10 protein-coding genes are annotated in these 15140 nt (G+C 64.5%); 2 read left to right on the top strand and 8 right to left on the bottom strand.

Going from position 1 to position 15140, the window contains the following annotated elements:
- Positions 1–25: 25 nt before the first annotated feature.
- Complete coding sequence (locus HPY44_19200) at positions 26–1621, top strand: family 10 glycosylhydrolase (GenBank protein NSW58139.1); 1596 nt, start codon at positions 26–28, stop codon at positions 1619–1621.
- 33 nt (positions 1622–1654) lie between these two features.
- On the top strand, positions 1655–5386 hold the full coding sequence (locus HPY44_19195) for a PQQ-binding-like beta-propeller repeat protein (GenBank protein NSW58138.1): 3732 nt from the start codon (positions 1655–1657) through the stop codon (positions 5384–5386).
- Here HPY44_19195 and HPY44_19190 read toward each other — a convergent pair whose 3' ends face one another.
- The 8 genes from HPY44_19190 to HPY44_19155 all read right to left on the bottom strand — a co-directional run bounded on the left by HPY44_19190 (position 5387) and on the right by HPY44_19155 (position 14649).
- Complete coding sequence (locus tag HPY44_19190; GenBank protein NSW58137.1) at positions 5387–5650, bottom strand: YggU family protein; 264 nt, start codon at positions 5648–5650, stop codon at positions 5387–5389. It abuts the gene before it with no gap.
- Positions 5651–5684: 34 nt separating this feature from the next.
- Positions 5685–7133 carry a CPBP family intramembrane metalloprotease gene (locus HPY44_19185; GenBank protein NSW58136.1) on the bottom strand — a complete coding sequence of 483 codons (1449 nt, stop codon included), beginning with the start codon at positions 7131–7133 and terminating at the stop codon, positions 5685–5687.
- Positions 7134–7205: 72 nt separating this feature from the next.
- Positions 7206–8021: a pyrroline-5-carboxylate reductase gene (proC, locus tag HPY44_19180; GenBank protein ID NSW58135.1), complete on the bottom strand. Its 816-nt coding sequence runs from the start codon at positions 8019–8021 to the stop codon at positions 7206–7208.
- A gap of 41 nt (positions 8022–8062) precedes the next feature.
- Positions 8063–8530: a cell division protein SepF gene (locus HPY44_19175; GenBank protein ID NSW58134.1), complete on the bottom strand. Its 468-nt coding sequence runs from the start codon at positions 8528–8530 to the stop codon at positions 8063–8065.
- Positions 8531–8668: 138 nt separating this feature from the next.
- Complete coding sequence (locus HPY44_19170; protein ID NSW58133.1) at positions 8669–9367, bottom strand: YggS family pyridoxal phosphate-dependent enzyme; 699 nt, start codon at positions 9365–9367, stop codon at positions 8669–8671.
- 39 nt (positions 9368–9406) lie between these two features.
- Positions 9407–10402 carry a zinc ribbon domain-containing protein gene (locus tag HPY44_19165; GenBank protein ID NSW58132.1) on the bottom strand — a complete coding sequence of 332 codons (996 nt, stop codon included), beginning with the start codon at positions 10400–10402 and terminating at the stop codon, positions 9407–9409.
- Positions 10403–10892: 490 nt separating this feature from the next.
- Positions 10893–12341 carry a glycosyltransferase family 39 protein gene (locus HPY44_19160; GenBank protein NSW58131.1) on the bottom strand — a complete coding sequence of 483 codons (1449 nt, stop codon included), beginning with the start codon at positions 12339–12341 and terminating at the stop codon, positions 10893–10895.
- Positions 12342–12717: 376 nt separating this feature from the next.
- A complete protein-coding gene (locus HPY44_19155) occupies positions 12718–14649 on the bottom strand; it encodes a hypothetical protein (protein NSW58130.1) in 1932 nt (643 codons plus the stop codon).
- Between the last annotated feature and the right edge of the window lie 491 nt (positions 14650–15140).

The raw sequence follows: 15140 nt of genomic DNA, 5'->3' as shown, positions 1-15140 counted from the left end.
ACCCATCCCCGGGGAGGCGGTACCGGTGAACCTGTCAGCCGCTCATTCCGATGCCGTCAATCGCCGACGGCGTATCTTCGTCCAGTATGACGCCCACGGGCAACTGGGAGCCCCCTTCGAAGAGTGGCTGGAGTTCCGCTTCGCTTACTTCGACCAGCCCGGTTCGCAGGTGGACACCCTCTGCTGGGACATCGGCGCCGGAAGCTGGGCGATGTACCCCAGCGAAGTGCTCCCGCGGATGGAGCACCCTGGAATCAGGCTCTGGTGGGACCAAGGAATCGACTGGGTCGCAGAGTTGCTGAGGGCTACTCACTCGCGCGGTCTGGAGGCTTTCTGGAACCACCGGGTGAGCGAAGTCGATCTCGCACCCACCGAAGAACTCGAGCCCGGCATGGGCCTGATGATGGATCAAGTGAACCCGGTGAAGCGAGAGCACCCCGACTGGGTCATCAAGACCTGGTGGTGGCAGGGCCTGTGGAACTACGCGTGCCCCGAGTTGCGCGAGTACCAGTTGGCCATCCTGCGCGAGCTTGCGGGGAAGTACGACTTTGACGGCTTCCAGCTCGACTTTGCGCGGCATATCCCCTGCCTGCCGCCTGGGCGCCAGTGGGAGCTGCGCGGCGAGGTGACCGAGTTCGTCCGCATGGTGCGTCAGATGCTGCAGGACGCCGCGCTCCAGCGTGGCAGGCCATACCTGCTGGCCACGCGCATCCCGGAGACGCTGGACGGCTGCCGCGCGGACGGGTTTGACGTCGAGACCTGGGCGCAGGAGGGACTGGTGGATATTCTCACCCTGGGTTCTCGGTCGATGAACGTGGACATCGAGGGCTTCTCACGAGCCACAGCGGGCTGCAATGTGAAGCTGCAGCCGTGTTTTGACGACCACCACGCCACCGACGGATACCGTTTTCAGAGCATCGAGTTCCTGCGCGGCGTGTTCGGGAACTGGTGGGCCCGCGGCGCCCACAGTGTAGCCACCTTCAACTGGGCCAATGCGTCTCCGGAAATGTGCCACGAGTACATCGCCAACCGCTGGGGACGCGCTGAGTTCAACGAGGGCCAACACCACGCCCAGGGACAGGCGTATTGCGAGGTCGGCAGCCCGCATACCCTCGCAAGCGAGGACAAGGTGTTCGCGGTGGAGCGGCGCGGCGGGTATCCCTGGGCCGAGGGGTACTTCAACCGCAATGCCTTCTCGCCGCTGCCCCTGCAGCTGAGGAACGACGGGGCCGCCGCCCCGCTGGATGTGCATATCTGCGACCCGGTGCGCGACGTTGCGGATTCAGTCGAGGAGCTAATCCTGCGCACGATAATCTTCGGCGCACGCGAGGGCGACCAGTTTGGCGCAAGATTCAATGGGGTGGAACTGGAGACGGTGACGGTGGACCACGACTGGAAGGACCCGCAGATCTTCTCCCCCGCTCCCCAGCCTGCATCGGGCGGCACCGGGCGCTATCCGGTGGACCCGGACCAGAAACTGCTGCGAGTGGATTTCCGGATCCCGCCGGGCGCCTGCAACCTGGGGCAGAATCGGGCCGACGTGTACATCATTCATCGGATACCCTATTGCGCACAGAATATCGCGCTGGAGAAGCTGGAAATCCACCTCAAATACAGATAGGGGCGAGGCGGGACGTCCCGGAAGGAGCACCGCATGGCCCGGCTAGCGTGTGATTTGCGAAAGGCCTGGAGCCTGAACCTCCTCCTGCTTGCCTGCACCGCTGCTGCGCAGCCGGAAGAACTGGCGGTCCGAATCCTCAATGAGACCGGTATTCGTGGCGGGGTCATCGTGCATGTAGGCTGTGGCACCGGCGAGCTGACCGCAGCCCTCAGAGCTAAGGAGAGCTACATCGTTCAGGGGCTCGAGCGTGATGCTGCCAAGGTCCGGGCCGCGCGTGAGCACATCCGAGACCTCGGGTTATACGGGCCTGTGTCGGTGGATGAATGGTCGGGCGGCAGACTGCCTTACGCCGAGAATCTGGTGAACCTGATCGTGGTGGAAGCCACTCAGCCCCCTGAGGACGCCGAGATGCTGCGCGTGCTGGCCCCCAATGGGGTCGCATATATCCGCGAGGGCCCTACCTGGCGGAAGCTGGTGAAGCCCTGGCCCGCCGAGATCGACGAGTGGACCCATTTCCTGCACGGAGCAGACGGCAACCCGGTCGCGGAAGATACGGTCGTGGGCCCTCCGAAACACTACCAGTGGCTCAACGGGCCCCTGTGGCTTCGGTCACATGACACTGACTCCAGCGTGAGTTCCGTCGTCACGGCCAAAGGCCGCCTGTTCTACATCGTGGACGAGGCGCCGATCAGCCTCACCGGCCAGCACGACCTGCCTGACAAGTGGTCGCTAGTGGCGTTGGATGCCTTCAACGGCATGTTTCTATGGCGAGTGCGAATCGAGGGCTGGGGGTGGCGCGAGTGGAAGGACTCCTGGTTCACCGACCGCCCGGATAATCTCCCGGTGAACCTGCCCTGGCGCCTTGTGGCAGCGGACGACTGTGTCTATGTGACCCTCGGCTACCACGCGGCGGTGAGCCAGCTGGATGCGGTTACGGGCCAAGTCATTCAGACATACCCGGGTACTGAAGACACACGGGAGATTCTCTATCAGGACGGCGTGCTGCTGCTGTCGGTGTTCGAGGACGGGCGGCTGAGACTGGTGGCGATTGAGGCGAAATCGGGCAAGCATTTGTGGCAGTCGGCGGTGACTTACCGTGGCTCGAGCATGGAATACTTCCCCACGTGGCGCCAGGAGCCCGAGACCCCTGTTGACCCGGCCCTCAACCCGGCTACGGACGGCAGGCGCATCTGTCTGATTGACGGGCGAGAGCTGGTCTGCCTGGACTTCGCGACCGGGACGGAACTCTGGCGAGCGCAGGTGGAAGACAAGAGCACTGCAACGACCGTGGGGACGGTAATTATCAAGGACGAAGTAGTGCTCCACGGACGACGGGACCAGTTGATCGCGCTCTCGGCGGATACGGGGGAGCGACTTTGGTCAACGCCGAAGCGCGACATCGGCTGGCTCTGGTTCCAGTGGGAGGATGTATTCGTTATCGACGGCCTGGTCTGGACGTGGGGGACTGATTTCGGGCAGGTATCCTTCCTCAGCCAGGGCAAGACCGCCCGCAATAATTGGCCGCTCATGCTGAACGGCTATAACCTCCGGACGGGAAAGATCGAAAAGCAGGTGGCCACTGGTAACGTGTATTCGGCCCCGCATCACCACCGCTGCTACCGCAACAAAGCCACGACGCGGTACGTCATCACCAGCCGGCGCGGCTCGGAGTTCCTGGACCTGGAGAATGGCCGGCACTCGGTGAACAACTGGGTGCGCGGGACCTGTCACCTGGGTATGATGCCGGCGAATGGCATCTACTATGCCCCACCGCACCCTTGTGTCTGTTACATCGAAGAGAAGCTCAACGGCTTCAACGCCCTGGCTCCCGAGATACCCCAGGCGTTGCGCCCCCCCGCAGGACAACCGGGCCCCTGGCTCGAGCGCGGCCCGGCGTATGACTGGGCACAGACGGCGCAACAACCCGCCCACGAGACTGACTGGCCTACTTTCCGGGGCGACAATATGCGCTCCGGGACCACCGAGGCGAAGGTTCCGCCTGACCTGGTGGATGCCTGGACGGCGGAGATTGGGGGGAAGCTCACTGCGCCAGTCGTGGCTGCGGATAAGGTATTCGTCGCCCAGGTAGATCAGCACCATGTGGTCGCCCTGAATGCCCGCGATGGCTCGCGCGCGTGGGTTTTCGCGGCCGGCGCGCGCATTGACTCGCCGCCGACATGGCACGACGGCCTGCTCCTGTTCGGGTCCGCGGACGGTTACCTGTATTGCCTGCGCGCCGATGACGGGGCGCTCGCCTGGAAGCTGCGACTTGCCCCTGAGGATCGGCGCATCGGAGTCTTCGGCCAACTGGAATCGGTATGGCCTCTGCACGGGAGCGTACTGGTACAGCAGGACCCGGAGGGACGGGAACTGGCGTATGTCGCCGCTGGCCGGTCGTCTCATCTTGATGGGGGCATCCGGGTGCTGGCTGTTGACATTCGAACCGGGCAGCCCGTGCATGAGCGGCGCCTTGACGGCCCTGAGACGCCCTTCGAAGAGTTCAAGGACAATCTGAACCCGGCGCAGGGCGCGCTCACCGACATCATGCAGGGCGACGGTGTGCGGGTGTACATGCGGGGCATGACCTTCGGCCCGGACCTGCAGCCCACCACCGGAGGCGTGCAACGTATCCGCACCCACAGTGGAATGCTGGACGACACGTACTTCAAGCGGGCGTTCTGGTCCTTCGGGCCCGGGGTCTGGGGCCGCATCATGGTGCACGACCAGAACACGCTGTACCTGGTGCGCATGTTTGACTCCCTGAAGATGCTGGACCCCGAGGTGTATTTCACCCCCGGAAAAGAAGGCTACTTGCTGCAAGCTGCATCGAAGCACTCTCACTCGCAGGTGTCGGTAGCGAACTCGCCGAGCCTGTCTCCGGCCAATAAGCCTCTCACAGTCGAGGCCTGGGTGAAGGCCGAGGGCCCCGACGGTGCGGTCTTCGCGCGCGGCGGGCTCAACTGGGGATATGCCCTCTACTTGCGTGACGGGAAGCCGTGTTTCGTTACCCGGGTTGCTGACATAGCATACACTGTCACCGCCCCGGAGCCAGTCGGAAGCGGCTGGACGCACCTGGCGGGAGTTGCGCGAGAAGGCGGACAGCTTGAGGTCTGGGTGAACGGTCAATGCGCGGCCACGCTGCCACAGGGCAAGCTGCTCAGCAACGCCCCCGGTCAGGCGAGCGAAGTCGGCGCGGACGCGGGCAGCGGCGTGGGTGAGTACGAATCGCCTTTCGCATTTCGAGGCCTGATTGACGAGGTACGCGTCTACCATCGGGCGCTGTCGCCGGAGGAGATCGCAGCCGAGTACGCTGACCCGGGCAGGGAGCGCCCGAAAGACCCGACCCTTGTTCTCCACTTCCCATTCGAGGGCGACGCGAAAGACGTCTCGGGCCACCAGAACCACGGTACTTCCGTCGCTGCGGAGCCTGTAACCGGGAAAGTTGGGCGCGCGTTCAGGTTCGCAGGGACGTCGGGCGGCCGCTGGCAGCTACGGGCACCTGTCCGGGTGCAAGCCCTGGCCAAAGCTGGCGACACCCTGTTTGCCGCCGGCCCGCCGGATGTTGTCCCTGCTGACGACCCTCTGGCTGCCTTCGAGGGACGGCTTGGCGGGGTCCTCTGGGCACTGCAGGCCAATACAGGAGAGAAGCGGGCGGAATACAGGCTGTCCTCGCCGCCGGTTTTCAACGGGATCGCGGCAACTCCGGGGCGGCTATATCTCGTGGACCGGTCGGGGACGGTGCGGTGCATGCAGCCCCGCGGCTGATCAGCGCACGGCGGCGTCGACCTGGCTCTGGCTGAGCCCTTCAACCCGGACAACCTTGTCCCGCGACTGGTGCCCGGAAACGATCTCCAGATCGCCGGGCCTGACCCCGATCCTGGAAGCGAGGAACTTCAGCAGCGCCTTGTTGGCCGCACCCTCCACAGGCGGGGCCTTCAGGCGAACCACCAAGGCGCCATCGCGCTCGCCGGCGATCTCATCCTTGCGGGCCCGGGGAATCACGCGCAGTCTCAGGGTTGCGGTGGGCATTGTTCTGCTCGCAGAACGGCGGCCGGGCAGGGGGTCAGATCCCCGCCCCAAGAATCAGTAGGAACGCCAGCATGTTGTGGAATGCGTGGACAATCACACCGGGCCACAGCGACCGGGTGTTTTCGTAAAGATACGCCAGCAGGACGCCGACGAGAGCGACCGCCGCCATCCCGGAAGGGGCCATGTTCAGGTGCGCGAGAGCGAACATTCCCGCGCTCAGGACAGCCGCCGCCGGCGTGGCGAAACGCGTGCGCAGCCCGGCGTACACGTATCCGCGGAAGATCGTCTCCTCCACCAGCGGAGCAAGCACGCAGATAAGGATGAAGTAGGCGACGATGTCCGGCAGGCCTCGGGCGGACTGGAGCAGTTCGATGGGCGACCTCGCCGCGAGGGGACTGACACCCAGCCATCGTGCGGCGAGTGCGGCCAGCGCCGCGCCGGCCACGAACATGCAGTAAGCGCGCAGACCCGTGGTTGCCAGCGTCAGCTGGAACCGGCCGCGGAAGCCCAGCGCACGCAGAGGGCGGATAGTGTGCCGGGCGGTGCGGCGGAATATCAGGATCAGTGCGGGTGCGGCGAAGAGTAGGTAAGTTAGAATCGCGGCCACCGGCACCGCCCAAGTCGCGCGATTGTCGAGGTCCAGCTTCTCCAGGAGTATCCCGGAGAGCAGCCCGGCCAGAACCATGCCCGCGATGAGCACAGCGGTCGCCTCGACGGCCTCAAGAACCGTCCAGTAGACCTGGGGCGTAGGCAACTCATGTTCGGGTTGGATTGTGAAGAGCTTGCGGTATGCCACCACCGCAAGGAAGCCGACGCCCGCAACGAGCACAGCGACGTAGGTCAGGGCCACAGCCCCCAGAATCCAGGCGAAACTGCGGGTGCGCCGGTCAATCTCCTGCATCACTTCTTGCGCAGCCTTGTCATCCCCTGCGCGGCGCAGGCAGTCGACCAGTGCCAGACGTGTAATCCAGTCGCGCCGCGGAGCGATGACATCGCGAGCCTTGAGCAGCTCACCCCGCCCGACCGCGCGCGTCTCATAGACACTGGAGACCGCGAAGTACAGGTCTGCATTCTGTCCGTCCAGCGTAACGAGCCGGTCGAACAGCGAGCTGCCGTGCTCAGGGAAACCGCGCTTTGAGTAGATGATCGCAAGCCGGTACATGGCCGAGGCGTTCGGGGAGTCCTCCCGCAGAGCGAGGCGCTCATACGCGCCGATGCCGGAATGAAGGATGTCTTCGGGATCCAGCGCCAGCTTGCGAAGGGTTCCGAGCGGCACCGACTTGAGAAGCATCCCAGCACGATAGAGCACATCGCCCTGGAGGGGAACGGAAGCGGTGGGAACGTACCAGCGACGCGCTCCGGACAGGCCGTGAACCACGCCGAAGATCGCGGCGACGAAACCCACGACCAGCGCCAGACGCAGCAAGTCCGGCCGCGCCAATGCACGGAGGGGGCGATTCTGCAGGGGGCTGCTGGGGAGCATGAAGTGCGCCAGACGCAGAGGCTGGTGTGGCGAGCAGAACTCAAGCCTCGCGACGCCGCGTCGGCCGGCGGCTCATCCTCCAAGTTGGCGCGAGCGCTCGGCGGCGGCGACGACGGCCTCGATGGTTGCCGAGCGCAGTCCCCGGGCCTCCAGCGCGCGCAATCCGGTGATGGTTGTCCCGGCAGGTGAGCAGACCGTGTCCTTGAGCTGTGCGGGGCCGCCCTTTTCCATAACCCATGAGGCCGCGCCGAGCACCGTCTGCGCCGCCAGTCTCTGGGCAACGGCGCGTGGGAGACCGGCTGCAACGCCCCCGTCCGCGAGAGCCTCGATGAAAGTGGCGACGAAAGCCGGGCCGCTGCCGGAAAGCCCGGTCACAGCATCCAGGAGATTCTCAGGAAGCTCTTCCGCGGCGCCGATTGCATTGAACCAGCTGCCCACCAGCGCCCGGTGATCGTCCGGCACGTATTCATTGGCCGAGTAGCCGAAGGCGCCCTGTGCCACCTCGCAGCACACGTTGGGCATGCACCGAATGACCGGCGTCTCTGGCCCGAAGTACTCCACGATCCGGCTCATGGAGACGCCTGCCATGATGGACAGGACCGTCTGCCCCGCCGGCCGGGCGAATTTCACGGGCTGAAGAGCATCAGCGAAGACCTGAGGCTTGAGAGCGATCAGGAAGACTTCGCTTTCCGCGGCAACCCGCGCGAGGTCCGATGTTGTGACCACGTCCGGGCAGTCAGCCGCCAGTTGCTCGAGGGCGGCCGGGGCGGCGTCCACAGCGATGATCCGGGCTGGATCGATCTGTTCACGCGCCACCAGAGCCCGAATGAGTGCGCCCCCCATTTTCCCCGCACCCACAACGCCGAGCTGAAAAGCGAAATCAGCCACAATCACACCTCATGCAAGCCCATCGCCCCAATTCCGGGCGCTCAGTACGTGTCTTCGTCCTCGTACTCGTCATCCTCGTACCTGGATTCGCCTATGCGCGAGCCGTCCAGGATCAGGCGCTCGATGGGCATATCGAAAGGAGAGCAGGCATAGACCCAGTTCCCGAGTTTCTTCATGAAACCGTTGAGGCCATAGGTGACGCCTGCGAGAAAATCTCGGATCCGCCGCGCCTCTTCGGGATTGGTGCCCTCGAGGTTCAGGATCACGGGGATTTGTCGCTTGATCTCGTCGGCGACGATAGTGGCCTCATCAATATTGCGGGGTTCGGCCCGTACCAGGGGCACGGTCGCCGCGACGGTTGACTGGCGCGGTGGATTGAGGTGGTAGACGCCTTCGTCTCGCTCCTCTTCGTGTACGGTCTCCGACCGCATCGCGGAGTGACGGTGGTATCCATCGTCCAGACCAAGGCCGAAGAAATCGAGCGCGCGCTCCCAGACGGTCTGACTCACAGTGGGGTCCCTCCTGGCGAAACCAGAGTGCTGCAGCGAAATAGTATGTGATGTTTGCTTCGAGCGCCGGCCGAAGCCGGCATACTGTGATGACTTGCATGCGACCAAGAGTGCCCCGGTTGTAAGGCCAGTCAGCCCTCAGGCCTCCTGGCGCTTGCCGAAGATCGCCGTCCCCACTCGAACGAGGGTAGCGCCCTCTTCCACGGCGATCTGGAAGTCCTGCGTCATGCCCATGGACAGGTCCGTCATGCTGCCGGGGGGCAGGTTCGCCGCCAGCTTTTCCGACAGCTCCCGCAGGGCCTGGAAATACCGCCTGGATTCCTCCGGATCTGCTGCATATGGCGTCATGCCCATGAGGCCGCGCAGCTCAAGATGATTGAGCGAACTGACATGCTGCGCCACGGCTTCCACGTCGCCGGGCGCGAGACCGAACTTAGTGTCTTCTCCTGCTATGTTCACTTCAAGCAGGACCGGCTGAGTGCGCCCGGCCCCTGCTGCCCTGGCTTGTATCTCGTCGGCAAGCCGCGTACTGTCCACTGAGTGGATCAGGCTGCAGAAGCTTGCGATCTGTCGTATCTTGTTGCGCTGAAGATGGCCGATCGCATGCCACCGGACACCGGACAAGTCCGCGAGAGCCTCGTGCTTAGCAACCATCTCCTGCACATAGTTCTCGCCTAGATCGGCTGCTCCCGCTGCAACGACCTCGCGGATTTCATCAATCGACCGGGTCTTCGTGACCGCTACCAGCGTCACCTGTTCGGGCAGACGACCCGCGCGCCGGGCTGCTTCGTCGATCTGCTCTCTCACCTGGCGAAAGGCCGTCTCGATCTGGTTCATCGCAATGCCTGCGCGCGATCGGTCCGCTAAGTGCAAAATCTATGAAGACGACTGATCGTCCTCTTCCTCGTCTTCTTCGCTCTCAAGCTCCCAGCCTCCGAAGTCGGCTTCTTGTGCGGCGGCGGGAGGCTCCAGGGGCGGCAACTCCTCGTCGATCGCCGGCGGAGGCGGTGGAGGAAGCTCGTCACTGATCTCGTCGAAAGTCGGTGGCGGCGGCGGCGCAAACTCGTCCTCTTCCTCGATCAGACCGGGAGCAGGCGGCGGGGCGAATTCGTCTTCCTCCGCTTCCACCACGCCCGGTGGCGGTGGAGGAGCAAAGTCGTCTTCTTCAGCCACGACTCCCGGCGGAGGCGGCGGAGCAAACTCGTCCTCTTCAGCCACGACTCCCGGCGGAGGCGGCGGAGCAAACTCGTCCTCTTCAGCCACGACTCCCGGCGGAGGCGGCGGAGCGAAATCATCCTCACTCGTGTCCACGATGGCAGGAGCGGATGCGAAAAAGTCCTCGTCCGGCGCGATCTCGTCCGCCGGCTCCGGGGTCTCGATCATCGGCCCGGGAACACTCTCGTCGGGCACGACCACCGCTTCCGGCTTAGCACCCTCAACTGTCATCGGCTCGGCATATTCTTCGAGCTCCTCGAAGACGCCGGGCTCTTCGTCATACTGGTCGACGGCTTCGCCGATGTAAGCCTCTTCGTCACCGTAGGCCTCTTCACCGACACCTTCCGCGATGCCCAGGTCTCCGACCGCATCGAGGACCTTGGCGGCGAGTTCGGGCCGGCTGAAAACGGCAATCGCAGTCGCATCGATCAGGGCCCCGCACCGCGAGCAGAAGCGGGAGCCCGACGGGTTCCTGGCGCCGCAAGACGGGCAGTTGGCCCCCGCGGAGTGGTCGAGGAGGAAGTTGAGGCACATGACGCAAGCGCCGCGGCCCGGAGGGTTGTGATATCCGCAGCGCGTGCAGTAAATGCCGGATTCAGTTGCAGATGCGGTGCCGGCCTGGGACAAGGTCTCAAATTCGCTGGAGTTCTCTGCCACGGTCAACAGACCTCCGAAGCCTGCGGGCGCGCTGGATGTGAGAGCCGCGGACGCTGTTTTGGCCGGGCCACCGACTGATCGGGGCCGCAGCGGTTTGGAGCCAGCTAACTACGAAGATTCCCTTCAAGACAATAGCACACATCTAGGTCCAACACAAGACTTCCAAGGGCAACCCATTGAGCAGAAAAAACCCACCGGTTGCAGTGGGCAGGCAGGGCGGTGGTCTCCCCGGGTGGACGGAGGATACCGTCGCCCTCGTCGTGCCGTGCCAGCTGCCCCAGGCGGGTGGCAGCTCACCGAATATGGGTTCTCAGATTCACCATCTATGGCAATTCGGTCCACCGACTGACCGGCGCAATCCAAATCGGTCTGTGGCAGACGGCCGGTGGCCGTTTTGAGCAACGGATCGCGGCGCGGTGCCTTGCACTGGCCGACACAGTTCCCCGGTCGAGGCTGCTGCCGCTCCTTGAGCCCGCGTGGCACACCGGGCCTATCCCTCCGCTCCCTGAGCGGGAGGAGTGACCGGTCCCGCGCGTACTACCCGTCCTGCTTGTCTGAAGGCCAGGCCCGTCACCAGCAACTGAATGGGGAACAGTAGGAGCACCGGCCACGGCACTCCGACGCGCCAGGCCAGTGCGGGCCAGTAATCCAGGGTTCTACGCAGGTCGCGGCGGAAGTCTTTCGGAGGGCTGCCGGACCTCAAGACAGACAGATCCAACGGTGTCCACCGCATTTCAGTGGCCAGCGCGATGGCGGCGTTCACCAACGGGGAATAGCGCCACTCAAACTCATGGTGCTGCGGGGAAGCGCCGGTATCATTGATGCGCCGATAGGTATGCATCACGTTCACTGAACAGCCCAGAAGCTGCACCGCGACACTTGCCCCGATGAGCAAACCCACCGCCACTCTTGTCCCACGCGCCCAATTCGCCCAGCGATCGAAGGCCACAGCGACCGCAACACCGAGGAGCGCAAGGATATCCACCATGAACCGCGGCCCCCAGCACCAGTGGCCGCCCGGAACGGTGATGCTGGAATAGAGCAGGACCAGCGCCCCGATCATCACCAGACAACAGGCGGCGAAGCCCCGGTGCCTGCGCCACAGCAGGCTGAGCCCCAGGGGCGCCAGCAGCACCACGGGGGCATACCAGACGAGGCCTTTGCCTGGACTAATGAAGAGCGTGGCGAGACCTCGCCAGATAGGGGTATCCCCGATACGCTGCCAGTCCGACCCTGCCATCCGCATCCAGCTTCCATAGCGGACGTCGTTATGCCATCCCCAGAGTATCATCGCCAAGGACACCGACGGCGCGTAGGCAGCCACAAGACGAAGAGCCGCAACCCACGCAGCCCGAGTGTTTTCCCGGGGGATGAGGAGTATCAGGCCGCCCAGGGCCGCCACGATGGTGAACTGGTGCCGCACCAGCAGACTCAGTCCCGCGAAAGCCCCGGCCCAGAGCGCCGCCCTGAGGTTACCTTCCCACCGCGCCCGGTAAAGATACCAGACGATCATCAGCAGCAGGAACCCGGCCAGAGGATTGGCGTAGAAGGTTCGCGCGTAAGGCCACGCCGGGCTCGCGATACCATAGAGCAGCGCACCCGCGTACCCGGCCGTAGGGCGCAGGCTCAGCGATCGGAGTATCAGGTAGAGAACCGCGCACGTCAGGGCTCCCAGCACGAGATTGAAGAACATCACCGCGGTGCGCGTCACGATCCGCTCAGGGAGTTGAGGGACGACTTTCGCCGCAGCCAGACCCGCGAGGTAGAAGGGCATTGCCAGGATCGGTTGCGCGATTCCGAACGGGGAGTAGACCTTGCCGTCAACGCCGTAGCTCATCCCCCCGAAGTCCGGCATCATCTCCGTGTCCAGATGCAGTTCCCCCCGGAGAATGCCCTCCATGTTCTCGAAGGTGATCTCCCAGTCGGTGATATCGAGCAAGAAGTGCCCAGTGGTTACATACAGGCAAAGGAAGGCAGCGAAGATCCAGCGCGCCCGCCGGTAATCGTGGGCATCGAGCAGAACGAACAGGGGACCACACTCCCTCGAAGATTCAGGTTGAGGAATGGTAGTGGGAACGCGTTGCAGGTGTCAAGCGCAAGGGCCCCAGGAGCATCGGTTTCGTGGGATGCGTGCCTGCTGGAGCCGAATTCAGGTTCAACGTCCCCTTATGGCCCCGCGCCGTTGCCTCGCATCCCGCGGATCGGGCGACAGCCTGTAGCCGGGTGCTGAAGCCCCTGGATTGCCGCCCCACGATGCACCTTGAGCCCCCGAACGGGGGTGACAGGCCGTTCCCCTCGCGCCGGGTCGGGCCGCCTCAATGCCACGAAGACGACACGACGATGTTCCCCAGTCTTGATGTGTAGTAGTCCACCATCGCGCCGCCATAGCCGGCGTCTCCCTCGGGCGGGTTCAGCTCCATGGTCATCACCATGTGCGAAAAGGCCGGCACCAGGGATTCTGCCTGAGAAACAGGCCCGCCGAGGCGCCCCGCAAGAATGTAGTCGGGTCCGTACTTGACCACCCCCACCCAATAGAACTTGTCTTCGGCCTGGCCGGGGTAGCGTCCGCGCAGGGTGACGATGGCTCCTCCAGTCAGATCGGCTGCGTTGATCTCAGTCATGTTGGCGCCTGCGGTCGCCACGTACTGCTGGGCCGCCATGCGAGCGGCGTCTATGTAATTGACGCCCGCGACCTCGGCAGGTGTCGGCATCACGACAAAGAGCGCTCCCGGCGGGCTGCTGGCGGGGTCCAGCACCTGGTTCCAGGTGGTCTCGGTGCCCCCGGGACCAAGATACAGGTACTGGGTGTCTTCCGCCTCGGTCTGTGCCACGACCCAACCCTTCGGATGCTCAAAGACCACGCGGTCATTACGCCCCCGGAAAGTCTCCACGTCCAGGGGTGGCGGGTAGACGAAGGTGGGCAGGAGCATCTGTCTCGCCCAGTGCTGCCGCTGTTCCGCGCGCGCTGCTTCATCCGCGGCATTCCACTTCTGCTGGAGCTCTGCCCAGACCTGGGGCACCGTCTGCAGTGCCTGCATGACGTTCTGTCGGGCCTGGGCATCGGCCTGTTCAAGGAGCGCGGCCAGCCGCTGCCTGTCTGCCGGCGGCGTATTCACCGGGCGCCCGAAGGCCTGCGTTCGCATGAAATCCAGCATGTCCAGGTAGGCGTTGAGCGGATCGGCGCTGGGCACGGGGGGGAGCGCGGCGCCCGGTCCGGTGGCCGGCGTTGCGTTGGGTGGAGCGGGGGGCTGCTGGCTGAAGTTCCGAAGGACCGCGTCCCAATCTGCGCGACACGCAGCGAAGTCCGCCTCGGGTCCTGTGAGCATGAACAGGTAACCAAAGCCCTGCCCAACCGCTGCCGTCATAGTCGCATGGCTCGCAACGCCGTTGGGGCTGATTCCTGTGTACTCCACCATGACTCCCTGCAAGGCCCCCACCGGCACTTCGCCCTGGGTGAGTTCCCTGTAGTCCCGCGTCTGCTGCCGCACGGACCCGTGAAAAGCCGCCAGCAGTTCCTGCGGCGTGCCCTGCCCGGCGAAGGCGAAGACCGAGCCGGTGGCCTGACCTCGGACAAGATCGACCCCGTTGTTGTCCTCACGTAGTCTCGCCTGGAAGCTTGGGGGGTAACGGAGATAGAAGCGGCCCTGCGGGTCTGCATATGTCAGCAGGCCGTCCGCCGGGGCTGTCACAAGAACCGTGCCGGGCGCTGGGCCGGCCTCATTCATGAGGGCCGCCCGCTTCTGGGCGTACTCAGCATCGGACAGTATCCCCGCAGCCCTTGCCGCATCCAGCGCCCGCAGCTTCTCCTGGGTCTGAGGGTCTGACGCGGGCGCTGCTTGCTGCGGTACAGCGGCCTGAACAGACAGGTTGATACGGGCTTCGAACACTTCTCCGTTCCCGTCCGCGCCCATGCGGATGCCGCCAATGATGATCTCGCCGGTTCTGCCGACAAGCGCCTGGTCTACCGCCTCGGGAGAAGCCACCGGGCTTTCGCCCACGAGGAAAATCACATCATTGGCCCGCAGCCCCACAGAGGCCGGGCTTCCCGGAGCCACGGCGACCACCTGGACCCCGACGCGGTACCCCGTATGTCGCTCCATGGCGTCAAGGTCCTCGGCGGTGAGTGCCTGGAGGGTGAGACCGGCGGCCTGCGACGGGGTCTGCTGCGCGTGGCAGACATCTGCCGCCAGTCCGAGCGCAACCAACAGAGCAAGCGGGGGCATGAGGAGGGGGCGGTTGTGTCTCATGGCGACCACCTCGTGGGTCGAGCAGGCTCGACCTGGGTTTCCCGTGTGAAACGGGTAGCATCCCCACCCAGCATGTACAGCCCCCCATACGGTACACAGATTCGGCTCCCGGTCCCCAGTCTCCTGCTGCCCCAGGCGCAATTAGTGCCGAGGAGTGGGTAATGCGAGGCGCCAATGAAACCTCATTTAGCCTTCTGCGTGCCGGGCGTTCATCCCGTTGAACTGCTCGGTAAGGATCGCTACGTTCGGAACCGAGAACTGCCACGAGCCGGTGCCGCCAGAGCTTGGCACCAATAGGCCGCGAGCCTGGAATATGCCTGGCGCTCAGAGCAGTTCAACTAAGGCGCGAGCTGGCCAGCAGTTGACCGCGGCCTGGGCCTGGGTCAACTTGCCGGCACCACCGCCGGGTCCTGCCAACTGCGAAACGATCTTCAGACAGTCACGCTCTTTTACGCTCATGAGTAGTTCCATCCCGGATAGTTCGCCGCGCG

This window comes from Armatimonadota bacterium (assembly GCA_013314775.1).
Taxonomy (GTDB): Bacteria; Armatimonadota; Zipacnadia; order Zipacnadales; family JABUFB01; genus JABUFB01.
Note: the sequence above shows the minus strand (reverse complement) of the source record. Positions and strands in the feature narration are given on the sequence as shown.

Bases quoted from the DNA above. Each gene is read 5' to 3' on its own strand.
- HPY44_19195 (NSW58138.1), top strand. From the start codon at position 1,655: ATGGCCCGGCTAGCGTGTGATTTGCGAAAGGCCTGGAGCCTGAACCTC.
- HPY44_19190 (NSW58137.1), bottom strand. From the start codon at position 5,650: ATGCCCACCGCAACCCTGAGACTGCGCGTGATTCCCCGGGCCCGCAAG.
- HPY44_19185 (NSW58136.1), bottom strand. From the start codon at position 7,133: ATGCTCCCCAGCAGCCCCCTGCAGAATCGCCCCCTCCGTGCATTGGCG.
- HPY44_19170 (NSW58133.1), bottom strand. From the start codon at position 9,367: ATGAACCAGATCGAGACGGCCTTTCGCCAGGTGAGAGAGCAGATCGAC.
- HPY44_19155 (NSW58130.1), bottom strand. From the start codon at position 14,649: ATGAGACACAACCGCCCCCTCCTCATGCCCCCGCTTGCTCTGTTGGTT.